The sequence below is a fragment of the Pseudomonas putida genome, assembly GCF_001976065.1.
Classification (GTDB): domain Bacteria; phylum Pseudomonadota; class Gammaproteobacteria; order Pseudomonadales; family Pseudomonadaceae; genus Aquipseudomonas; species Aquipseudomonas serbica.
The window spans coordinates 91,561-109,751 of sequence record NZ_MNAH01000004.1 but is presented as its reverse complement, the minus strand read 5'-3'; the positions used below and the strand labels follow the sequence as shown (position 1 = coordinate 109,751).

The window sequence follows — 18,191 nt, the reverse complement described above, 5'->3', positions numbered from 1 at the left end:
GACATCATTGCCGTCTGACACGGCCCCTTCGCGAGCAGGCTCGCTCCCACAGGGGATCTTCTTCAGCTCGCTGGCTGCAAGGCGGCCTGTGGGCTTTGAGCACCCTGCTGTGGCTTGAGTTCCCGGGCAACAGTCCAGACGATGAACGCGGCGACGATGTCGAAAATCGCCAGGGTCACGAACAGCGGGCTGTAGCCAATCTTGGTCACCATCACACCAAACACCAGGGTGAAAGCGGCCGCGCCGAGGTAGCCGAACATGCCGCCCATGCCGGTAGCGGTGGCCACTTCGTTTTTGCCGAACGAGTCAGAGGTGATCGCATACAGCGCGCCGGACAAGGTCTGGTGGGCGAAGCCGCCGATGCACAGCAGCGCAATCGCGGTGTACGGGCTGGCGACGAGGCCGATGCATGCCGGGCCGATCATGCACGAAGCACCGAACAGCAGGACCATTTTGCGCGAGGTGAACAGCGATACTTTGCAATGCTTGTGGAAGAACGGGCTGAGGTAGCCACCGAGTACGCAGCCCAGGTCGGCGGCGAGGAACGGCAGCCAGGCGAACATCGCGATCTCCTTGATGTTCATGTGCCGCTCGGTCATCAGGTACAGCGGAATCCAGGCGTTGAAGGTCTGCCAGGCCGGCTCGGAAAGGATCCGCGCGCTGGCAATGGCGTAGAAGTTACGGCTACCGATGATCTTCTTCCAGCTGCCTTTTTTCGTGGTCGCCTCCTTGAAATGCTCTTCCTGACCACTGAGGATGTAGGCGCGCTCTTCATCGCCCAGGCGCTTTTGATCCCGGGGATGCTTGTAGAGGATCACCCACAGGAAGCTCCAGAGCACGCCCAGGCCACCGACGATCAGGAACGCCAGTTCCCAGCCACTGTGCAGGATCGCCCAGACCACCAAGGGTGGCGCCAGCAGTGCGCCGATCGACGAACCGATGTTGAACCAGCCGATGGCGACCGAGCGCTCCTTGGCCGGAAACCATTCGGTGGTGGCTTTGACGGCCGCCGGCAAGCCTGCCGCTTCCGTCAGACCGAGCAGGCCACGAACGAACGCCAGGCCCTGCCAGCCACTCGCCAATGCAGCCAGTGCGCAGGCAATCGACCAGGCGAAGGCAAAAATCGCGAAGCCCATCTTGGTGCCGATGGCGTCGATGATGTAGCCGGCTACCGGTTGCATCAGCGCATAGCAAACCTGCCAGGCAACGACGATGTGCGAGTACTGTTCGGTGGAAATGTTCATTTCGCTCATCAGGGTCGGGGCGGCCACTGACAGGGTATTGCGAGCGAGGTAGTTGACGATCAGACCGACTGTTACCAGACCGACCATCCACCAGCGGATGCCTTTGACTTTCATCACATCACCGTCATTTTTCTTGGATTTATTATGGGTATCGCATTTGTTGTAGGTTGTCGTACAACATGTGCCTTTATAGGAGTGCAAGGGCGAATGTGTCAACAAATATGTCAGAGATTTCGCAAGGAGAGCCGACGGGCGGGGGCGATTGTCGTCGTATGACTGTAGGAGCGAGCTTGCTCGCGATGGCCTTCAATACAACGCTGGAAGTCTGGCTCCCAGAGGCGTTCTCAGGTTTGTCGCGAGCAAGCTCGCTCCTGCGGAGAGGGCGGTTTATCGGCGCTGAAGCAGGCCGCGCAAGGCGAGGGCAGCTGGAATACCCAGGCCAAGCCAGCTCAGGGCATCCCATACGCCGTCACCGAGCAGCGCGGCAAATAACCCCGCTGCACTGAACAAGGCGATGACGGTAGGGGTGGCGAACACCTTCCAGAAATTCGACTGCCGGGGCCTCATGCCACGCTCTCCGCTTTTTCCAGTACGGGTTTCGCTGCCTTGCGCCGCACCATCCACAGGTAGACGCCGCTGCCGAGCACAATGATCGTCAGCACATCCAGGGTCGCCCAGAGGATTTGCATCGGCATGCCGCCGTAGTCACCGAAGTGCAACGGCTGCGACATGCCCATGGCGTCCATGTACCAGGGGCGCTCGGCGACGGCGGTGACTTGCAGGGTGCTGGCGTCGATCAGTACCGGCGTGAGCAGGTGCGAGGTCAGGTGCGTGCTGCCTTTCATGAAGACCGCGTAATGATGCTCGCTGGAGAATCGTGTGCCGGGGAAGGCGATGAAATCCGGCTGCATGCCGGGGGCGACTTCCTTGGCGATGTCGAGCAGGCGGGTAGTCGGTGCCAGTTGCGTCAACGGCGGCGCATCGCGATACGGGGCGACCATCGCGCTCAAGCTGTCGTTGCGCCACGCGGCGATCAGCAGGTCGGCACAGGCGCTGATCACGCCGGTCACGCCGACCACCAAAGCCCAGGTCAAGGTCACTACGCCAATCAGGTTATGCAGGTCGAGCCAGCGCAGGCGAGAGGATTTGTCCTGGCGCACGGTCGCGAATTTCAAGCGGCGCATGAACGGCAGGTACAACACGGTGCCGGAGACAATCGCGACGACGAACAACAAGCCCATGAATGCCAGCAGCAATTTGCCCGGCAGCCCGGCGAACATGTCCACGTGCAGGCGCAGCATGACCATCATGAAGCCGCCATTGGCCGACGGCATCTCCAGCGCTTCGCCAGTGCGGGCGTCGAGCATGAAGGTGTGGGACGAGTTCGGTTCGGTGCCGGCAGTGGCCGCCATGATCGCAATCGCACCGTTGGGTTCGTCCTCGTCGAAACCGAAGTACTGCATGACTTCGCCGGGACGATGTTTTTCAGCCGCCTGCACCAACTGCTGCAAATCAAGCTGGGGGGTGTTCGCCGGCATTTGCTTCAACTCGGCAGCATCGCCCAGCAGATGATCGATCTCATGGTGGAAGATCAACGGCAGGCCGGTCAGTGCCAGCATCAGCAAAAACACGGTGCAGATCAGGCTGGTCCAGGTGTGGACGAAGGACCAGCGGCGAATTGTTTTACTTTTCATTTCGTAGCCTTCAGAAAAACCGAAGCCGTCCAAGAAGGACGGCCGGGTCGTTGGGCGTGTCAGGTCAAGCCGTTACCACTTGTAGTCAAGGCTGGCCATGACGTTGCGACGGTCGCCGTAGTAGCAGTAGAAGCCGTCACAGGTCGATATGTATTCCTTGTCGAATACGTTGTTGGCATTGACGCTGACACTGACGCCCTTGAGGACATTGTCCAGGCGGCCAAGGTCGTAATGAACGCCCGCATCGTAGACGGTATAGGAATCGCTATGGCCATCCGATGGATCGCGTACGAAGGCCATGCTGCCGATGGCGATGTTGTCGGTTTCGCCGACATAGCGCACGCCGAAGCCGATTCCGAAGCCGTCAAGAACACCGGTATGCCAGGTGTAGTCAGCCCATGCAGCAGCCTGGTTTTCCGGGGTCAGTGGCAGCGGACGGTTTTTGTCCAGTGGGTCGGTGACCTTGGTCATCTTGCTGTTGGCGTAGGTGTAAGAGGCGGTCAGGTTCAGGTTTTCGTTGACGTCACCGGTCGCTTCCAGCTCGAAGCCACGTACTTTCGCTTCACCCAGTGGGCGAGATACGCCCAGGGTGTCGCTGAGTACGATGTCCTTGCGGGTCAAGTCATAGGCCGCCGCTGTGAACAGCATGTCGGTACCCGGAGGCTGGTACTTGAGCCCCACTTCATATTGCTTGCCGGTTCCCGGGCGGAAGGCCTCGCCGTTGGCGCCACCCGCTTCTGCCTGGAAGGATTCGGCGTAAGAGACGTAAGGTGTAAAGCCGGAGTCGAACACATAGCTGATGGCCGCGTTGCCGCTGAATTGGGTGTCGTCGCGGGTGTCCTTGGCGTTGTTCATGTTGTAGAACGTCGAATCCGTGTGCAGCCAGTCCTGCCGACCGCCCAGGGTCAGGCGCCAGTTGTCGAGGGCCATCTGGTCCTGGACGTAGAGGCCTGTGTCATGGGTCTTCTGGTTGTAGTCGTTGAACGCGGTGTATTGGACGTTACTGAAGTCCTGGCCGTAAATCGGGTTGGTGATGTTGCTGGTTGGCGCGCTGCCGTACAGCCATTTGTAGTTGGTGTTGACGCGTTGGTGATCCAGCCCCAGCAGCAGTGTGTGCTTGATCGCAGCGGTGTCGAAATCGGCCTGGAAATTGTTGTCCACGGCGAACTGGCTAAGGTCCTCGTCAACCACGTTGGCACCCCGGGACAGGGTGCCGTCGTCTGCGACCGAACCGTAGAAACCGCCCGAGGTGATGCTCTGGAAGGACAGATCGCTCTTGGTGTAGCGAAGGTTCTGGCGGAACTGCCAGATGTCGTTCATCCGGTGCTCAAAGGCATAACCCAACGCGTAATAGGTCTTGTCGTAGAACTCCCATTCTGGATCACCGAGATTCTTGTGGAATTTAACTTCTCCTGCGGGGGTGGACAGTTTGGTGCCTTGCAACGGAAGGAACTGGCTGGTGGTGCCGGTATCGTCACGGTTGTACTGGCTGAGGAAAGTCAGCGTGGTGTCGGGATCGATGTTCCAGGTAAGGCTGGGGGCGATGTTGTAACGCTTGTCGTCAATGTGCTCGATGGTGGTGTTGCTATCGCGCACCACACCGCTGACACGGTACAAAAAACGCCCTTCGTCATTGACCGGACCGGTGCTGTCGAAGCTGACCTGCTTGCGCTCGTAGCTACCGACCTGCAATTGCACTTCGTTGCTGGCCAATGCATCAGGGCGCCGACTGACCATGTCGAGCATCCCGCCTGGCGGTGTCTGGCCATACAGCGAGGACGCAGGGCCACGCAGCAGGGCTACGCGCTCAAGGTCCCAGGTCTCCATCTTCGGCATGGTGTAAGTGCCCTTGGGTAACGGCAAGCCATCGAGGAACTGGGTGGGCTCAAATCCCCGAACCTTCAGCCACTCGGCCCGGCTATCGCTGCCGTAGCTGCTGGCAATGACCCCGGGCATGTAACGTACGGCATCATCCAGATTTTGTACGGCACGGTCCTGCATCTGCTCGCGGGTGGCGACAGAGATCGAGCGCGGTACTTCGGCCAGTGCCGTATCCGTCTTGGTTCCGGCTGCCGTGCGCTTGGCCAGGTAGCCTTGCACCGGGCCCCAGGCGTTTTCAGTGTCTGCTTCCACGCCTATCACGCTGGTCGCCGGCAGGTCCATCACGCCCTCGGGCACGGCCACCAGGGTGTAGGTAGCGCCGCTCTGTTCCAGTTGCAATCCGGTGCCGCGCAGGGCTTCGCGCAAGGCGCCGGCAGCATCGAACTGGCCTTCGACCGGGGCCGAAGTCTTGCCCGTCGCCAGCGACGGGTTCAACGACAGCGCAAGACCAGCCTGGCTGGCAATCTGGTTCAGGGTGCTGGCCAGCGGAGCGGCCGCTAGATGGTAAGCGCGAACGTTGGACGCCTGTTCAGCGGCGATCAGTTGGCTGCTGGCCAAAGGGGTGCAAAAGGCAATGGCAAGCGCCAGCAAACCGGGGCGCAACAAGGTGTCTAGCGAACGGGACATACAGCGGCTCCTGAAAGGCAATACTTCTCAATTGCCTATGTGCCGGACGAAAATCAAAAAGTGATAGGGCTGGATGAAAATAATTTCGATTCATCAATTGAGCTGCGTCGGGCCCAACCGGTCAGTGCTTCGCCGCCACAGTCACCCACCATGGCGTGTGCTGTTCGATCTGCACGGGCAGGGTCGGCAGCAATGCGCTCAGCGCCAGGTTGGTGTCCTTGAGTGGAAAGCTACCGGTGATCCGCAGGTCAGCCACTTCCGCTGCCACACCCAAATGCCCCGGGCGATAGCGACCGATTTCACGCACCAGGTCTTCCAGCCGCGCGTTGTCCACCACCAACATGCCGCGGGTCCAGGCATCGGTGCCGAGGTCAAGCGCGGCAATCGGGCCGAGGCCGTCGCTGCGGATCAGCATTTGCTGGCCCTCGCGCAGAATCTGCTCGTCAGGACTCGATTGCGGATGGGCGGCCACCGCCGATTGCAGCACGCTCAAGCGCGTGCCTTGCTCTTCACGCTTGACCAGGAACCGCGTGCCCAAGGCACGCATGCGGCCTTCGCGGGTTTCAACGATAAATGGCCGTGCATCGCCGTGACCGGTTTCGATAAGGATCTCGCCTTCCTGCAAAACGACCAGTCGCTGCTTCTCATCGAAACGTACGTCTACCGCACTGTGGGTGTTGAGGTTGATCAGGGTGCCATCGTCCAGGCGAAGGGTGCGTTGTTCGCCGGTGGCGGTGCGCTGGTCAGCCAGCCAATAGTCGATCGGCAGGTAACGCTCACCGGCAAACAGCGCCAACCCGAACACCGCAATGACGCTGGCCAGGCCGCTGCCGAGCTTGCGTACCCGGCGGCGAATGCCTTCGCGCGATTGCAGCAGGGCGGTGCGGGCGGGGCCGCTGGCGACGCTGAAACGCTGGTCGAGCATGCCCAGTTGGCGCCAGGCGCGAGCGTGTTCTTCGTGCGCCGCGTGCCATTTGGCGAACTCTTCGCGTTCCACCGGGCTGCCGGAGTCCAGGGACAGTTGCCAGGCGATGGCGGCATCGAGCACCTGCGCCGACACCGGCTTGGAACTGACCGGGTTCATGTCGGCTCACCGTACAAGGCGATGTAGCACTGACGAATGCCCTGGGCCAGGTACTGGCGCACCCGCGGCACCGATACCCCGAGGCGCTCGGCGATTTCTGCGTGGCCAAGGCCATCGAGACGATTGAAGAGAAACGCCGCGCGGGCCTTGCTCGACAGCTTGCCCAGCAGGCGATCGATGTTTTTCAGGTCTTCGAGGATCATTTGCTGTTCTTCCACCGAGGGTTGTTCGGTTTCTGGAATCAGCATCAATTCGGTGAGGTAGGCCTGTTCCAGCGCGGCGCGGCGGAAGTAGTCGAACAGCAGGCCCTTGGCGATCGCCACCAGGAACGCCCGCGGCTCGCGCGGCTCTTTCAGTTCCTCGCGTCCGAGCAGGCGCACAAAGGTGTCCTGGCTCAGGTCTTCGGCCCGTTGCGGGCAGGTGACATTGCGACGTAGCCAGGCCAATAGCCAACCGCGGTGGTCGCGATATAACGCACCGACGAGCTCACTTTGGGGGCTTGGGACTGACGACACGCAGCATCACCGATTAGGAAGTGTTAACTAACGAGAATTGTTCGCGATTGTGTCAGAGGCGAGGAAGGTAAGCAATTGACGCCGGTCGGGTAGGAGGGTGTCGTAGGTCCCTGTAGGAGTAGCCGGTCGACGCTCCTACAGGGGGAGTGGTGGTGTTAATAGGAGTGCGTTTGCTGCCGCCGCTTCCACTGATTCAACCGCTGCTGCAGGTTCCGCGGGCTATGAATCTGCTGCTGGCGCGCGCGGCTGAACAGGATCAGTGCCAGTTCGGCCGTGGCCAGGGCGTCGGCGCTGGCGTTGTGACGTTCGAAGACTTCCAGTTTGAACCAGTCGATCCACTCGTCCAGGCCGGCCTCGCGGATATTGGCCTGCGGGCACAGCAGCGGGGCGATGTCCGCGACATCCAGAAAGGTATGCTGCAACTTGTAGCCCAAATGATCTTTCAATGCGCGACCAAGCATGTGCTGGTCGAAGGGCGCATGAAAGGCCAGCACCGGGCTGTCGCCGACAAACTCCATGAATTCGAGCAGCGCCTCGGCCGGATCGCTGCCAGCGGCGATGGCACTGGGCCCCAGGCCGTGAATCAACACGCTGGGACCGAGCTTGAGTTCGGCGCATTGCAACGTGCGCTCGAACTGCCGACTGAAATCGATCGCGCCATCCTCGATCACCACCGCGCCAATGGACAGTACGCGGTCCTTGTTCATGTTCAGCCCGGTGGTTTCCAGGTCGAGCACGACCCAGCGCTGCTCGCGCAGGCTGCATTCACTCAATCCGCCGACCGTCGGCAGGTGTTGCAGGCGCTGTTGCAGGTCTGCGGACAAGCTCGGGCCGGCGGGGCGCAGCCATGAAAACAGACTCATAGTTGGTACCGCAGGGCCAGGCTGCTTTGCAGGCGTTGAGCCTGGCGCAGGGATTCACGCAGGATGCGTCGATCCAGATGATTGAGGCTGTCCGGGTCGACACGGTTGGAGTAGGGCAAATTCTCCCGGGTCTGCAACTGATGTTGCTGCATGCGGGTTTGCTGGATGAAGTGATACGCCTCTTCGTACGCCGCGCCGTCCAGTGGCTCGATGACTTCCTTGGCCACCAGCTGACGAAAGCGCTCCAGCGTGTTGTTCGCTTCGATGCCGTGGGCGAGGGCGAGTAGCCGCGCCCCGTCGACGAAGGGGGTCAGGCCCTGGACTTTCAGGTCCAGGGTCGCTTTCTCGCCATTTTTTCGCGCCAGCACGAACTCGCGGAAACGTCCTACGGGAGGACGATTGCGCAACGCGTTTTCAGCCATCATGCGCTGGAACAAGCGGTTGTCGGCCACCTGGTCGAGAATCCCCCGACGCAACTGTTCGCAGCCTTGCTCGCTGCCCCAAACCACGCGCAAATCGAAATAGATGCTCGATCCCAGCAGGTTTTCCGGCGTGGCCTCGCGTATGAACGCAGAAAAGCGCCGGGCCCATTCGGCTCGGGACAGGCACAGCTCGGGATTGCCGGCCATGATGTTGCCTTTGCACAGGGTGAAACCGCAGAGCGCCAGGCTCTGGTTGATCTGATGGGCGATGGGCAGCAGTTTTCCGCGAATCTCGGCGGCGTGGGCCGCGTCCCGCGCTTCGAACAGAATGCCGTTGTCCTGGTCGGTGTGCAGCGTCTGTTCGCGGCGACCTTCGCTGCCGAAACACAGCCAGCTGAACGGGATGCCAGGGTCACCTTTCTCGGCAAGGGTCAGTTCGATCACGCGGCACACCGTGTGGTCGTTGAGCAGGGTGATGATGTGCGTGATCTGGGTCGAAGACGCACCATGGGCCAGCATGCGTTCCACCAGTTGACCGATCTCACCCCGCAGCAGCACCAGGTTTTCCACGCGCTGGGCGCTGCGGATGGTGCGCGCCAGATGCACCAGGTCGACCCGTTGCAGGGAAAACAGATCGCGTTCCGAGACCACGCCGCACAGGCGCTGATCCTTGACCAGGCAGACGTGGGCGATATGCCGCTCGGTCATTGCAATCGCGGCATCGAAGGCGCTGTGGTCCGGAGACAGGTAAAACGGCGACGGCGTCATGTGCCGCTCGATCGCCTCGCTGAAATCACCGGTGCCGTTGGCCACCACATGGCGCAAATCGCGCAGGGTGAAAATACCCAGCGGCGCCTTGTGTTCATTGACGATCACGATGCTGCCGACCTGCTGCTCGTGCATTTGGGTCACGGCTTCGCGCAGGGGCGTGTTCGGGCTGCACGTCACCGGATGGCGCATGGCCAATTCACCCAGGCGGGTGTTGAGCGAGTATTGGGTGCCGAGGGTTTCCACGGCTTTTTGCTGAACCTGCTGATTGACCTGATCCAACAGGCTGCTCACGCCTCGTAGGGCAAAGTCGCGGAAGGTACCGGAAATGGCGAACAACTTGATGAATGCAAGTTTGTTCAGCTGTAGGCAAAAGGTGTCTTCGGCGGCGAGATGTTCGGTGCGGGTCGCACGCTCACCCAACAACGCAGCGAGGGGGAAACACTCGCCGGTGGTGATCTCAAAAGTGGTTTCGGTGCCACCCTTGGCCGTGTGCGGACGTTCGCCGACCACTCGACCCTGCTTGACGATGTAAAAGTGCTCAACCGGGCCGTCCGCGGGCTTGATGATGCTTTCGCCGGGAGCGTAGAAGCGCAATTGGCATTGCTCGACCAGATACGCCAGGTGGGCGTGTTCCATCTGGTTGAAGGGCGGGAAGCGCTGAAGGAATTGCAAAGTGCCCTGGATGTTCTGCAACACCGCGGTTTTCCCTGCCTGGGTGAAGGCGTCCGCTTTACTCATAACCATTACCGCAGTCTTTTTTTGAATTGTTGTTGTCGGATGACTCGTCCATGGTCGGCCCCTAAGGTCGAGGTGCCCATTGGACGTAAGTCTAGGTAGGCCGCAAACGTGATGCAGCGTCGGAAAAACCCTACCCAAACGTGAGAAAAACCTCACCTTGCCCCTATTGGAAAATTTTCCGACGGAGTGCACATTGGTGGTGTGCTTAGCGATGTCTCACCACTGTGCTAGGGAATTGACTTGAACATGTAGAGAATGCCATGTCCGACCACGATATTTTGAGTGATGCCGAGCGCGAGGCGCTTAGTGCAGTCATGCTGGAACCCGACTTGCCGCCGCAGCGGGTGCTGATCGTCGACGACGACAAGGACGCTCGTGAGTTACTGTCAGAGATTCTGGCCCTGGACGGCATTCGTTGCATGACGGCGGCCAGTGGTGAAGCCGCACTCAAGATGTTGGAAGAGAAACCCTCGATTGGTCTGGTGATCACCGACCTGCGCATGGGTCATGTCGATGGCCTGGAGCTGATTCGTCAAGTTCGTGAGTCGGTTCGGGCGGCAATGCCGATCATCATCGTCTCCGGCGACGCCGACGTGAAAGACGCCATCGCCGCGATGCACCTGAGTGTGGTGGACTTCCTGCTCAAGCCCATTGATAGCGGCAAATTGCTGGGGTTGGTCAAGCATGAGTTGGGCATGGATCCCTGACCCATCTGTAGGAGCCAGCAAGCGGCTCCTTCAGGTTTACCGCACATGAAAAAGCCCTGATCTTTCGATCAGGGCTTTTTCGTTCCCACGCTATCGCTTACTCAAAGGCCATTGGCAGCCTTGAACTCGCGACGACGTCGGTGCAGGACCGGCTCGGTATAGCCGTTCGGTTGTTTGGTCCCTTCCACTACCAACTCGACGGCCGCCTGGAAGGCGATGTTGCTATCGAAGTTCGGTGCCAGCGGACGGTACAGCGCGTCGCCGGCGTTCTGGCGGTCCACCACCGGCGCCATGCGTTTGAGGCTTTCCATCACTTGCTCTTCGGTGACGATGCCATGACGCAGCCAGTTGGCGATGTGCTGGCTGGAAATACGCAGCGTGGCACGGTCTTCCATCAGGCCGACGTCATTGATGTCCGGCACCTTCGAGCAACCAACGCCCTGGTCGATCCAGCGCACCACATAACCCAGGATGCCCTGGCTGTTGTTGTCCAGTTCGTTCTGGATCTGTTCGGCGGTCCACTGCGGGTTCACTGCCAGTGGGATGGTCAGGATGTCGTCCACCGACGCGTGGGCACGCTTGGCCAATTCGGCCTGGCGGGCGAACACGTCGACCTTGTGGTAGTGCAGTGCATGCAGCGCAGCAGCGGTCGGCGAAGGCACCCAAGCGGTGTTGGCACCGGCCAATGGGTGAGCGATTTTCTGTTCCAGCATCGCGGCCATCAGGTCCGGCATCGCCCACATGCCTTTACCGATTTGCGCGCGACCTTGCAGGCCGGTGCTCAAGCCGATATCGACGTTGGAGTTCTCGTAGGCGCCAATCCATTTTTCCGCCTTCATGTCTGCCTTGCGCACCATCGGGCCGGCTTCCATGGAGGTGTGGATTTCGTCACCTGTGCGGTCGAGGAAACCGGTGTTGATGAACACCACGCGTTCGCTGGCGGCCTTGATGCAGGCCTTGAGGTTGACAGTGGTACGGCGCTCCTCATCCATGATGCCGACTTTCAGGGTGTTGTGCGGCAGGCCCAGCACATCTTCGATGCGCCCGAACAGCTCGTTGGTGAACGCCGCTTCTTCAGGGCCGTGCATCTTCGGCTTCACGATGTAGACGGAGCCGGTGCGGGTGTTTTTGCGCGAAGTATTGCCGTTCAGGTTGTGCATCGCTGCCAGGCAAGTCACCAGGCCGTCGAGGATACCTTCCGGTACTTCGTTGCCGTCCTTGTCGAGGATCGCGTCGATGGTCATCAGGTGACCAACGTTGCGCACGAACAACAGCGACCGCCCGTGAAGGTTCACCGCGTTACCGTCCACACCGGTGTAGGTGCGGTCGGCGTTCATGGTGCGGGTAAACGTCTTGCCGCCCTTGGCGACTTCTTCCGACAGGTCGCCCTTCATCAGGCCGAGCCAGTTGCGGTAGATCACCACCTTGTCATCGGCGTCGACAGCGGCGACCGAGTCTTCGCAGTCCATGATGGTGGTCAGCGCGGCTTCCATCAGGATGTCTTTGACACCGGCAGCGTCGGTCTGGCCGACCGGGGTGCTGGCATCGACCTGGATCTCGAAGTGCAAGCCGTTGTTTTTCAGCAGGATCGCGGTCGGCGCCGAGGCATCGCCCTGGAAACCAATCAGCTGGGCGTCGTTGCGCAGGCCACTGTTGCTGCCGCCTTTGAGGGCGACCACCAGTTTGCCATCAACGATTTTGTAGTGCGTGGAGTCGACGTGGGAACCGGCCGCCAAAGGTGCCGCTTCGTCGAGGAAGGCGCGGGCGAAGGCGATGACCTTGTCGCCGCGAATTTTGTTGTAGCCTTTGCCTTTTTCCGCGCCGTCAGCTTCGCTGATGGCGTCGGTGCCGTAGAGCGCGTCATACAGCGAACCCCAGCGGGCGTTCGACGCATTGAGCGCGAAGCGGGCGTTCATCACCGGCACCACGAGCTGTGGACCGGCCATGCGGGCGATTTCTTCATCGACGTTTTGCGTCGTTGCCTGGAAATCGGCCGCTTCTGGCAGCAGATAACCGATGTCTTGCAGGAAGGCTTTATAGGCCACGGCGTCGTGCGCCTGGCCGGCGCGTTCCTGGTGCCAGGAATCGATACGAGCCTGGAAATCATCGCGTTTGGCGAGTAGGGCTTTGTTCTTCGGCGCCAGGTCATGAATGACCTTGTCGGCACCGGCCCAGAACTTATCGGCGGTGAGGCCGGTACCGGGAATGGCTTCGTTGTTCACGAAGTCGAACAGGACTTTGGCGACCTGCAGGCCACCGACTTGAACGTGTTCAGTCATTGCTTGCCTCACTCTGCTCAGCTATTTCGCTTTTCAGCTCTTCAATTTAACAATGAAGCCTCTGGCCATTTAAACCACAAACCCTGCGACCAGTACATGCCATTTCTGACGGCTGGGTGGGGACCAATCAACGGCTTTAAGGCCTTGCTGACAGGGCTTTCAGGGATGCGACTGCGCCTGTGGCAGACATCGATCCAACGTTATGTAGTGCGCGCAGCGGCATACTACATGATGAGTTGCGGTTGTGAAAATTAGACTAATTACGTCGTTCTGCGACCCCATGACGCATTGCAGTCACGTCGGGGATCGGGATGTTCTCAAAAAACCATGAGATTGTTCCAGTTAAATATAAAAAGTTGTACACATTTGTGACTGTAGGAGCAGGCTTGCCTGCGAAGGCGTCAGCCGATTCAACACAGGATTACCCCTTGCCTATACTTCTCTTTCAATAACAAAAGAGGGCTGCGCCATGGACCACCTCGTACTCACTGTTTTTGCACCGGACAAGCCTGGGCAGGTCGAGCGCATTGCCCAATGCATCGCCGAGCAGGGGGGCAACTGGCTGGAAAGCCGCATGTCACGCATGGCCGGGCAATTCGCCGGGATCCTTCGGGTCGGGGTGCCGGCGGAATCCTACGATTCACTGGTTGATGCCTTGCAAGGATTGTCGGCCCAGGGCATTCGCGTACTGATCGCCGAAAGCGGCATCGAACAATCGTGTACCTGGAAACCGATCGCCATGGAACTGGTGGGCAATGACCGGCCGGGGATCGTGCGCGACATCACGCGCTTGCTCAGTGAGCAAGGGGTAAACCTGGAACGACTGGTGACGGAGGTGCGTCCGGCGCCCATGAGCAGCGAGCCGTTATTCCATGCCGAAGCGATACTGGCGGTGCCGTTGACGTTGTCTCTGGACGTGCTGCAATCGCGCCTGGAAACCCTGGCGGACGATCTGATGGTGGAGTTGGTCCTGCGCAGTGAACCTTGAAAAGGTTATCCAGTTTAAACGTGCACCTGCCTGTGGATAACCTGTAGAGACAGCCCGCCAGGCCACGCTGGCCGGTGCTTCTAAAAGATTGATCAAAAAACCAGCAGTTTCAGTCACTTGCGCACAAACGGCGGGGATCACGCTGTGGATAACCTTGGGAAGGATCGGCGCAGGCCACGGAGAACGTGGCCTGCAGAGGTTTGTGCGTTTTTTGATCAGCGGCGGCGACGCAAGCTGAGCCAGGCATCGATGCTGTAAACCGCAAGGCCGGCCCAGATGAAGATGAACGCGACCAGCGTGCTGGACGACAGGTGCTCGCCAAACAGCAACACGGCTTGCAGCAACACCAGGGTGGGCGCCAGGTATTGGAGGAATCCCAGCGTCGTGTAGGGCAGATGGCGCGCGGCGGCATTGAAACAGACCAGCGGCACCAGCGTCACCGGGCCGGCAGCCACCAGCCACCAGGCCTCGGAGGTGGTCCAGAATTCAGCCTGGGCGCTGCTGGCGGTTGGATTGAGCAGCAACCAGGCCAGCGCGATCGGCACCAGCATCCAGGTTTCGACCACCAGGCCCGGGAGTGCCTTGACCGGCGCCTGCTTGCGAATCAGCCCGTAGAAACCGAAGGTCAATGCCAATACCAGCGACACCCAGGGCAGGCTGCCGACTTGCCATACCTGTTGCGCTACGCCAACCGCCGCCAGCCCCACCGCGATCCATTGCATGCGGCGCAGCCGTTCGCCGAGGATCAACATCCCCAACAGCACGTTGACCAAGGGATTGATGTAGTAACCGAGGCTGGCCTCCAGCATGCGCCCGTTGTTCACCGACCACACATAGGTCAGCCAGTTGGCGGCGATCAGCGTGCCGCTCAGGGCCAGGATCGCCAGTCGACGCGGGTTCTCCCGCAGTTCGCGCCACCAGCCCGGATGTTTCCAGACCATCAGCAGCAAGGCGCCGAACAACGCCGACCACAGCACACGATGAATGATGATCTCCACCGCGGGCACGCTGGCGATGGCTTTGAAGTAGAGTGGGAAAAGTCCCCAGATGATGTAGGCACTCAGGCCCAGAATGTACCCGCGACGCGGGTTGGCGGCTTGCATGCAGAATCCTTGCTTAGGCAGCTAACAAAGAGGGATTGTAAGGAGATTTGTCTACGAATGTCCTGCCTGAATAGGTTGGCCAATTGTGAACACATGACCTGTGGGAGCGAGCCAGCTCGCGAAGGCGATTTCAAATTCAGCACATCAGTGTCTGATAAACCGCTATCGCGAGCAGGCTCGCTCCCACAGGGTTCCAGGCGGTATCAGAAGAGTTTCAGCGGCTCTTCATTCAACGCCGCCAACTGCTCGCGTAATGCCAGCACCTGATCCCCCCAATAGCGTTCAGTCCCGAACCACGGGAAGCTGCGCGGGAATGCCGGATCGTCCCAGCGCCGGGCGAGCCAGGCGCTGTAGTGCATCAGGCGCAGGGCACGAAGGGGTTCGATCAGTGCCAGTTCACGGGGATTGAAGTCGTGGAACTCGTTGTAGCCGTCCATCAATTCCGACAACTGACCCAGGCAGTCCTGGCGATCGCCGGCCAGCATCATCCAGATGTCCTGCACTGCCGGGCCCATGCGGCAGTCATCGAGATCGACGATGTGGAACATTTCGTCGCGGCACATCATGTTGCCGGGGTGGCAGTCGCCGTGCATGCGGATGTTCTGGTGCGGCGTATTGCTGTAGGCATCTTCCACACGCTTGAGCAGGTCGCTGGCCACCGACTCGTAGGCCGGCAGCAGGCTGCGGGGGATGAAGTTGCCTTCGAGCAAAGTCGTCAGCGAGTCATGGCCGAAGTTTTTCACCGCCAGCGCCTCACGGTGCTCGAACGGCTTGGTCGAGCCCACTGCGTGCAGGCGACCGAGCAGTTGCCCCAGGCGATACAGCTGATCGAGATTGCCCGGTTCCGGCGCGCGACCGCCGCGGCGGGGGAACAGGGTGAAACGGAAGCCATTGTGTTCGTGCAGGGTTTCACCGTTATGGATCATCGGCGCGACGACTGGCACGTCGACCTCGGCGAGCTCGAAGGTGAACTGGTGTTCTTCCAGAATCGCTTCGTTGGTCCAGCGCTGCGGGCGGTAGAACTTGGCGATCAGCGGTTCGGCGTCTTCGATGCCGACCTGGTAGACACGGTTTTCGTAGCTGTTGAGCGCCAGGATGCGGGCATCGCTGAGAAAACCGATGCTTTCGACGGCATCGAGCACGAGGTCTGGGGTGAGCGTTTCAAACGGGTGGGCCATGCTGACTCCTGCGCGCAGCAGGCTGCTGCGTCCGGCCAGGCATGGTAGCGCAGACAGACATGGATAGGTTGTGACTGTGCTGACGCCTTCGCTGGCAAGCCAGCTCCTACAGGTCATGCGCCATTTTTGAAATCGCGCATGACTTTGTAGGAGCCGGCTTGCCAGCGAAGGGGCCCTGTCAGGCGCCGACTATCCCGCCATCCTCCCGGGTAATCGCCATCACCGATGACCGCGGCTTGCCATTGGGCAAATGCTCGGGGAAAGTCGAGCCACCGTTCTCCCCCGGATGCTGGATCCCGACAAACAAGGTCTTCTGGTCCGGCGAGAAACTGATGCCCGTCACCTCGCAGCCAATCGGCCCGACCATGAACCGGCGAATCTCCCCGGTCGCCGGGTCAGCGCAGAGCATCTGGTTGTTGCCCATGCCGGCGAAATCTCCGGCGTTGCTTGAATCGCCGTCGGTTTGTATCCACAGCCGCCCGGCCTTATCGAATGCCAATCCGTCCGGGCTGTTGAACATGTTCTGTGGGGTGATGTTCGAAGAGCCGCCCTTCGGCGTGCCGGCATGCACTTGCGGGTTGCCAGCGACCACGAACAGATCCCACGCGAAGGTTTTCGAGGCGTGGTCGTCGCGGTCAGTGCGCCAGCGCAGGATCTGCCCGTAGACATTCTTCTCGCGCGGGTTTGGCCCGCCCACCGGTTGTCCGTCTTCGCCGCGTTTGGCGTTGTTGGTCAGGGTGCAGTAAACCTGTCCGTCCGTGGGACTGACGACGATCCATTCCGGGCGGTCCATGCGCGTGGCCTTCACCACGCTGGCCGCCAGACGCGCGTGAATCAGCACTTGGCCCTGGTCGGCAAAACCGCTGCTGGCGTCGATGCCGTTTTTACCGTGGGTCAGTTCGATCCATTCCCCTTGGCCCTTCGGGTGATCGGCATTGCCATCGCCGCCGTCGAAACGCGCCACGTACAGGGTGCCGTGGTCCAGCAGGTCGCGGTTGGCCTTGGGATTCTTGTGATTGATCTTGTCGCGGCTGACGAACTTGTAGATGAACTCGCCGCGCTCATCGTCGCCCATGTACACCACGGCGCGGCCGTCTTGGGTTTCAGTCAGGGCGGCGTTTTCATGTTTGAAGCGGCCCAGCGCGGTGCGCTTGACCGGGGTCGACTTCGGATCGAACGGGTCGATCTCGACCACCCAGCCGTGACGATTGAGTTCGTTGGGATTGTTCGCCAGGTCGAAGCGCGGGTCGTGTTGATGCCAGTTGATGTCTTTGCTGGTTGCCACCACGCCGTAGCGTTTTTGCGCGGCGTCGAACTTCTGCTCGGCATTGGTGCTGCCAAAGCAATCGGTGAAGTTCTCTTCACAGGTCAGGTAGGTGCCCCACGGCGTCTTGCCGTTGGCACAGTTCTGGAAGGTGCCGAAGACTTTTTTGCCGTGCGCATCGGCACGGGTCTTCAGCAGTTCGTGACCGGCGGCCGGGCCGCTCAGGTTGATCGGCGAATTGCCGTGGATGCGTCGGTTGTAGGGCGAGCCCTGGACGAACCGCCAGTGACCATCCTTGCGCTGCACCTCGATCACCGACACACCTTCGCAGGCCAGGGCCTTGTGCACTTCCTGCGCCGATTGCGGCATGCCCGCATGGGGGTAGAGGTAGCGGTAGTTGGTGTATTCGTTGTTGATCGCCATCAGCGCCCGGTTGTTGTCATCGGGGAAGGCGAACAGGCTCATGCCGTCGTTGTTGTCACCGAACTGGACTTCCTGATGCTCGGCGGAGCCGTTGCCACTCGCGTCGAAGGCCGGGCCGTTTTTCTCCAGGGGCTGACCCCAACTGATCAGTACCGAAGACTTGTAGCCGGGTGGCAGGGTGATCGCGTCGCTGGTCGCGGCGGGAATGCTTTCGAAACCCAGCAACCGGCTGGTGCCGGCGCTGACACTGGCGGCCAGTACGCTGCGACTGAGCAGGTTGCCACCGAGAAACATGGCGGCACCGCACAGGGCGCCGGCGCTGATGAATCCACGGCGGCTGAGGCCGACCATTTGTTCGAGGTCGGTGGGTTGGTTGTCTTCTAATAGGCTCACATCAGGCTCCCTGCGAA

14 protein-coding genes are annotated in these 18,191 nt (G+C 60.5%); 2 read left to right on the top strand and 12 right to left on the bottom strand.

Features of this window, described 5'->3' with window-relative positions; all coding sequences use genetic code 11:
* Positions 1–62 precede the first annotated feature (62 nt).
* The 8 genes from BKX96_RS15695 to BKX96_RS15660 all read right to left on the bottom strand — a co-directional run bounded on the left by BKX96_RS15695 (position 63) and on the right by BKX96_RS15660 (position 9,839).
* Positions 63–1,358 (bottom strand): MFS transporter, encoded by a 1,296-nt coding sequence (locus BKX96_RS15695; RefSeq protein WP_077184621.1) that lies wholly within the window; start codon positions 1,356–1,358, stop codon positions 63–65.
* A 273-nt stretch (positions 1,359–1,631) separates the two neighbouring features.
* Positions 1,632–1,811: a hypothetical protein gene (locus BKX96_RS15690; protein WP_046818234.1), complete on the bottom strand. Its 180-nt coding sequence runs from the start codon at positions 1,809–1,811 to the stop codon at positions 1,632–1,634.
* Positions 1,808–2,938, bottom strand: a complete 1,131-nt coding sequence (locus BKX96_RS15685) for a PepSY-associated TM helix domain-containing protein (protein ID WP_077184619.1) — start codon at positions 2,936–2,938, stop codon at positions 1,808–1,810. The genes BKX96_RS15690 and BKX96_RS15685 overlap by 4 nt, the downstream gene beginning before the upstream one ends.
* Positions 2,939–3,010: 72 nt before the next feature.
* Complete coding sequence (locus tag BKX96_RS15680) at positions 3,011–5,446, bottom strand: TonB-dependent siderophore receptor (RefSeq protein WP_077184617.1); 2,436 nt, start codon at positions 5,444–5,446, stop codon at positions 3,011–3,013.
* Between the two features lie 121 nt (positions 5,447–5,567).
* The gene (locus BKX96_RS15675; protein ID WP_077184615.1) at positions 5,568–6,530 is read right to left on the bottom strand and encodes a FecR domain-containing protein; all 963 of its coding nucleotides are present in this window, start codon (positions 6,528–6,530) and stop codon (positions 5,568–5,570) included.
* The gene (locus BKX96_RS15670; protein WP_046818230.1) at positions 6,527–7,045 is read right to left on the bottom strand and encodes an RNA polymerase sigma factor; all 519 of its coding nucleotides are present in this window, start codon (positions 7,043–7,045) and stop codon (positions 6,527–6,529) included. Before BKX96_RS15670 ends, BKX96_RS15675 begins: the two co-directional genes overlap by 4 nt.
* Positions 7,046–7,200: 155 nt before the next feature.
* The gene (locus tag BKX96_RS15665) at positions 7,201–7,908 is read right to left on the bottom strand and encodes a 3'-5' exonuclease (RefSeq protein ID WP_077184613.1); all 708 of its coding nucleotides are present in this window, start codon (positions 7,906–7,908) and stop codon (positions 7,201–7,203) included.
* Positions 7,905–9,839, bottom strand: coding sequence for a putative nucleotidyltransferase substrate binding domain-containing protein (locus tag BKX96_RS15660; RefSeq protein ID WP_316252129.1), 1,935 nt, complete (start codon positions 9,837–9,839; stop codon positions 7,905–7,907). The genes BKX96_RS15665 and BKX96_RS15660 overlap by 4 nt, the downstream gene beginning before the upstream one ends.
* Positions 9,840–10,099: 260 nt before the next feature.
* On the opposite strand from BKX96_RS15660, the gene BKX96_RS15655 reads away from it, so the two are divergent.
* Positions 10,100–10,546, top strand: a complete 447-nt coding sequence (locus BKX96_RS15655) for a response regulator (protein WP_046818227.1) — start codon at positions 10,100–10,102, stop codon at positions 10,544–10,546.
* 101 nt (positions 10,547–10,647) lie between these two features.
* Here BKX96_RS15655 and BKX96_RS15650 read toward each other — a convergent pair whose 3' ends face one another.
* Complete coding sequence (locus tag BKX96_RS15650; protein ID WP_046818226.1) at positions 10,648–12,825, bottom strand: malate synthase G; 2,178 nt, start codon at positions 12,823–12,825, stop codon at positions 10,648–10,650.
* A 469-nt stretch (positions 12,826–13,294) separates the two neighbouring features.
* Here BKX96_RS15650 and BKX96_RS15645 point away from each other — a divergent pair, with 469 nt between their 5' ends.
* Positions 13,295–13,813, top strand: coding sequence for a glycine cleavage system transcriptional repressor (locus tag BKX96_RS15645; protein WP_046818225.1), 519 nt, complete (start codon positions 13,295–13,297; stop codon positions 13,811–13,813).
* A gap of 215 nt (positions 13,814–14,028) precedes the next feature.
* Here BKX96_RS15645 and rarD read toward each other — a convergent pair whose 3' ends face one another.
* From rarD to BKX96_RS15630, 3 genes are all read right to left on the bottom strand, one after another.
* The gene (rarD, locus tag BKX96_RS15640) at positions 14,029–14,916 is read right to left on the bottom strand and encodes an EamA family transporter RarD (protein ID WP_046818224.1); all 888 of its coding nucleotides are present in this window, start codon (positions 14,914–14,916) and stop codon (positions 14,029–14,031) included.
* Positions 14,917–15,119: 203 nt separating this feature from the next.
* Positions 15,120–16,094, bottom strand: a complete 975-nt coding sequence (locus BKX96_RS15635; protein WP_077184609.1) for a serine/threonine protein kinase — start codon at positions 16,092–16,094, stop codon at positions 15,120–15,122.
* A gap of 178 nt (positions 16,095–16,272) precedes the next feature.
* Positions 16,273–18,174, bottom strand: coding sequence for a PhoX family protein (locus tag BKX96_RS15630; protein WP_077184607.1), 1,902 nt, complete (start codon positions 18,172–18,174; stop codon positions 16,273–16,275).
* Between the last annotated feature and the right edge of the window lie 17 nt (positions 18,175–18,191).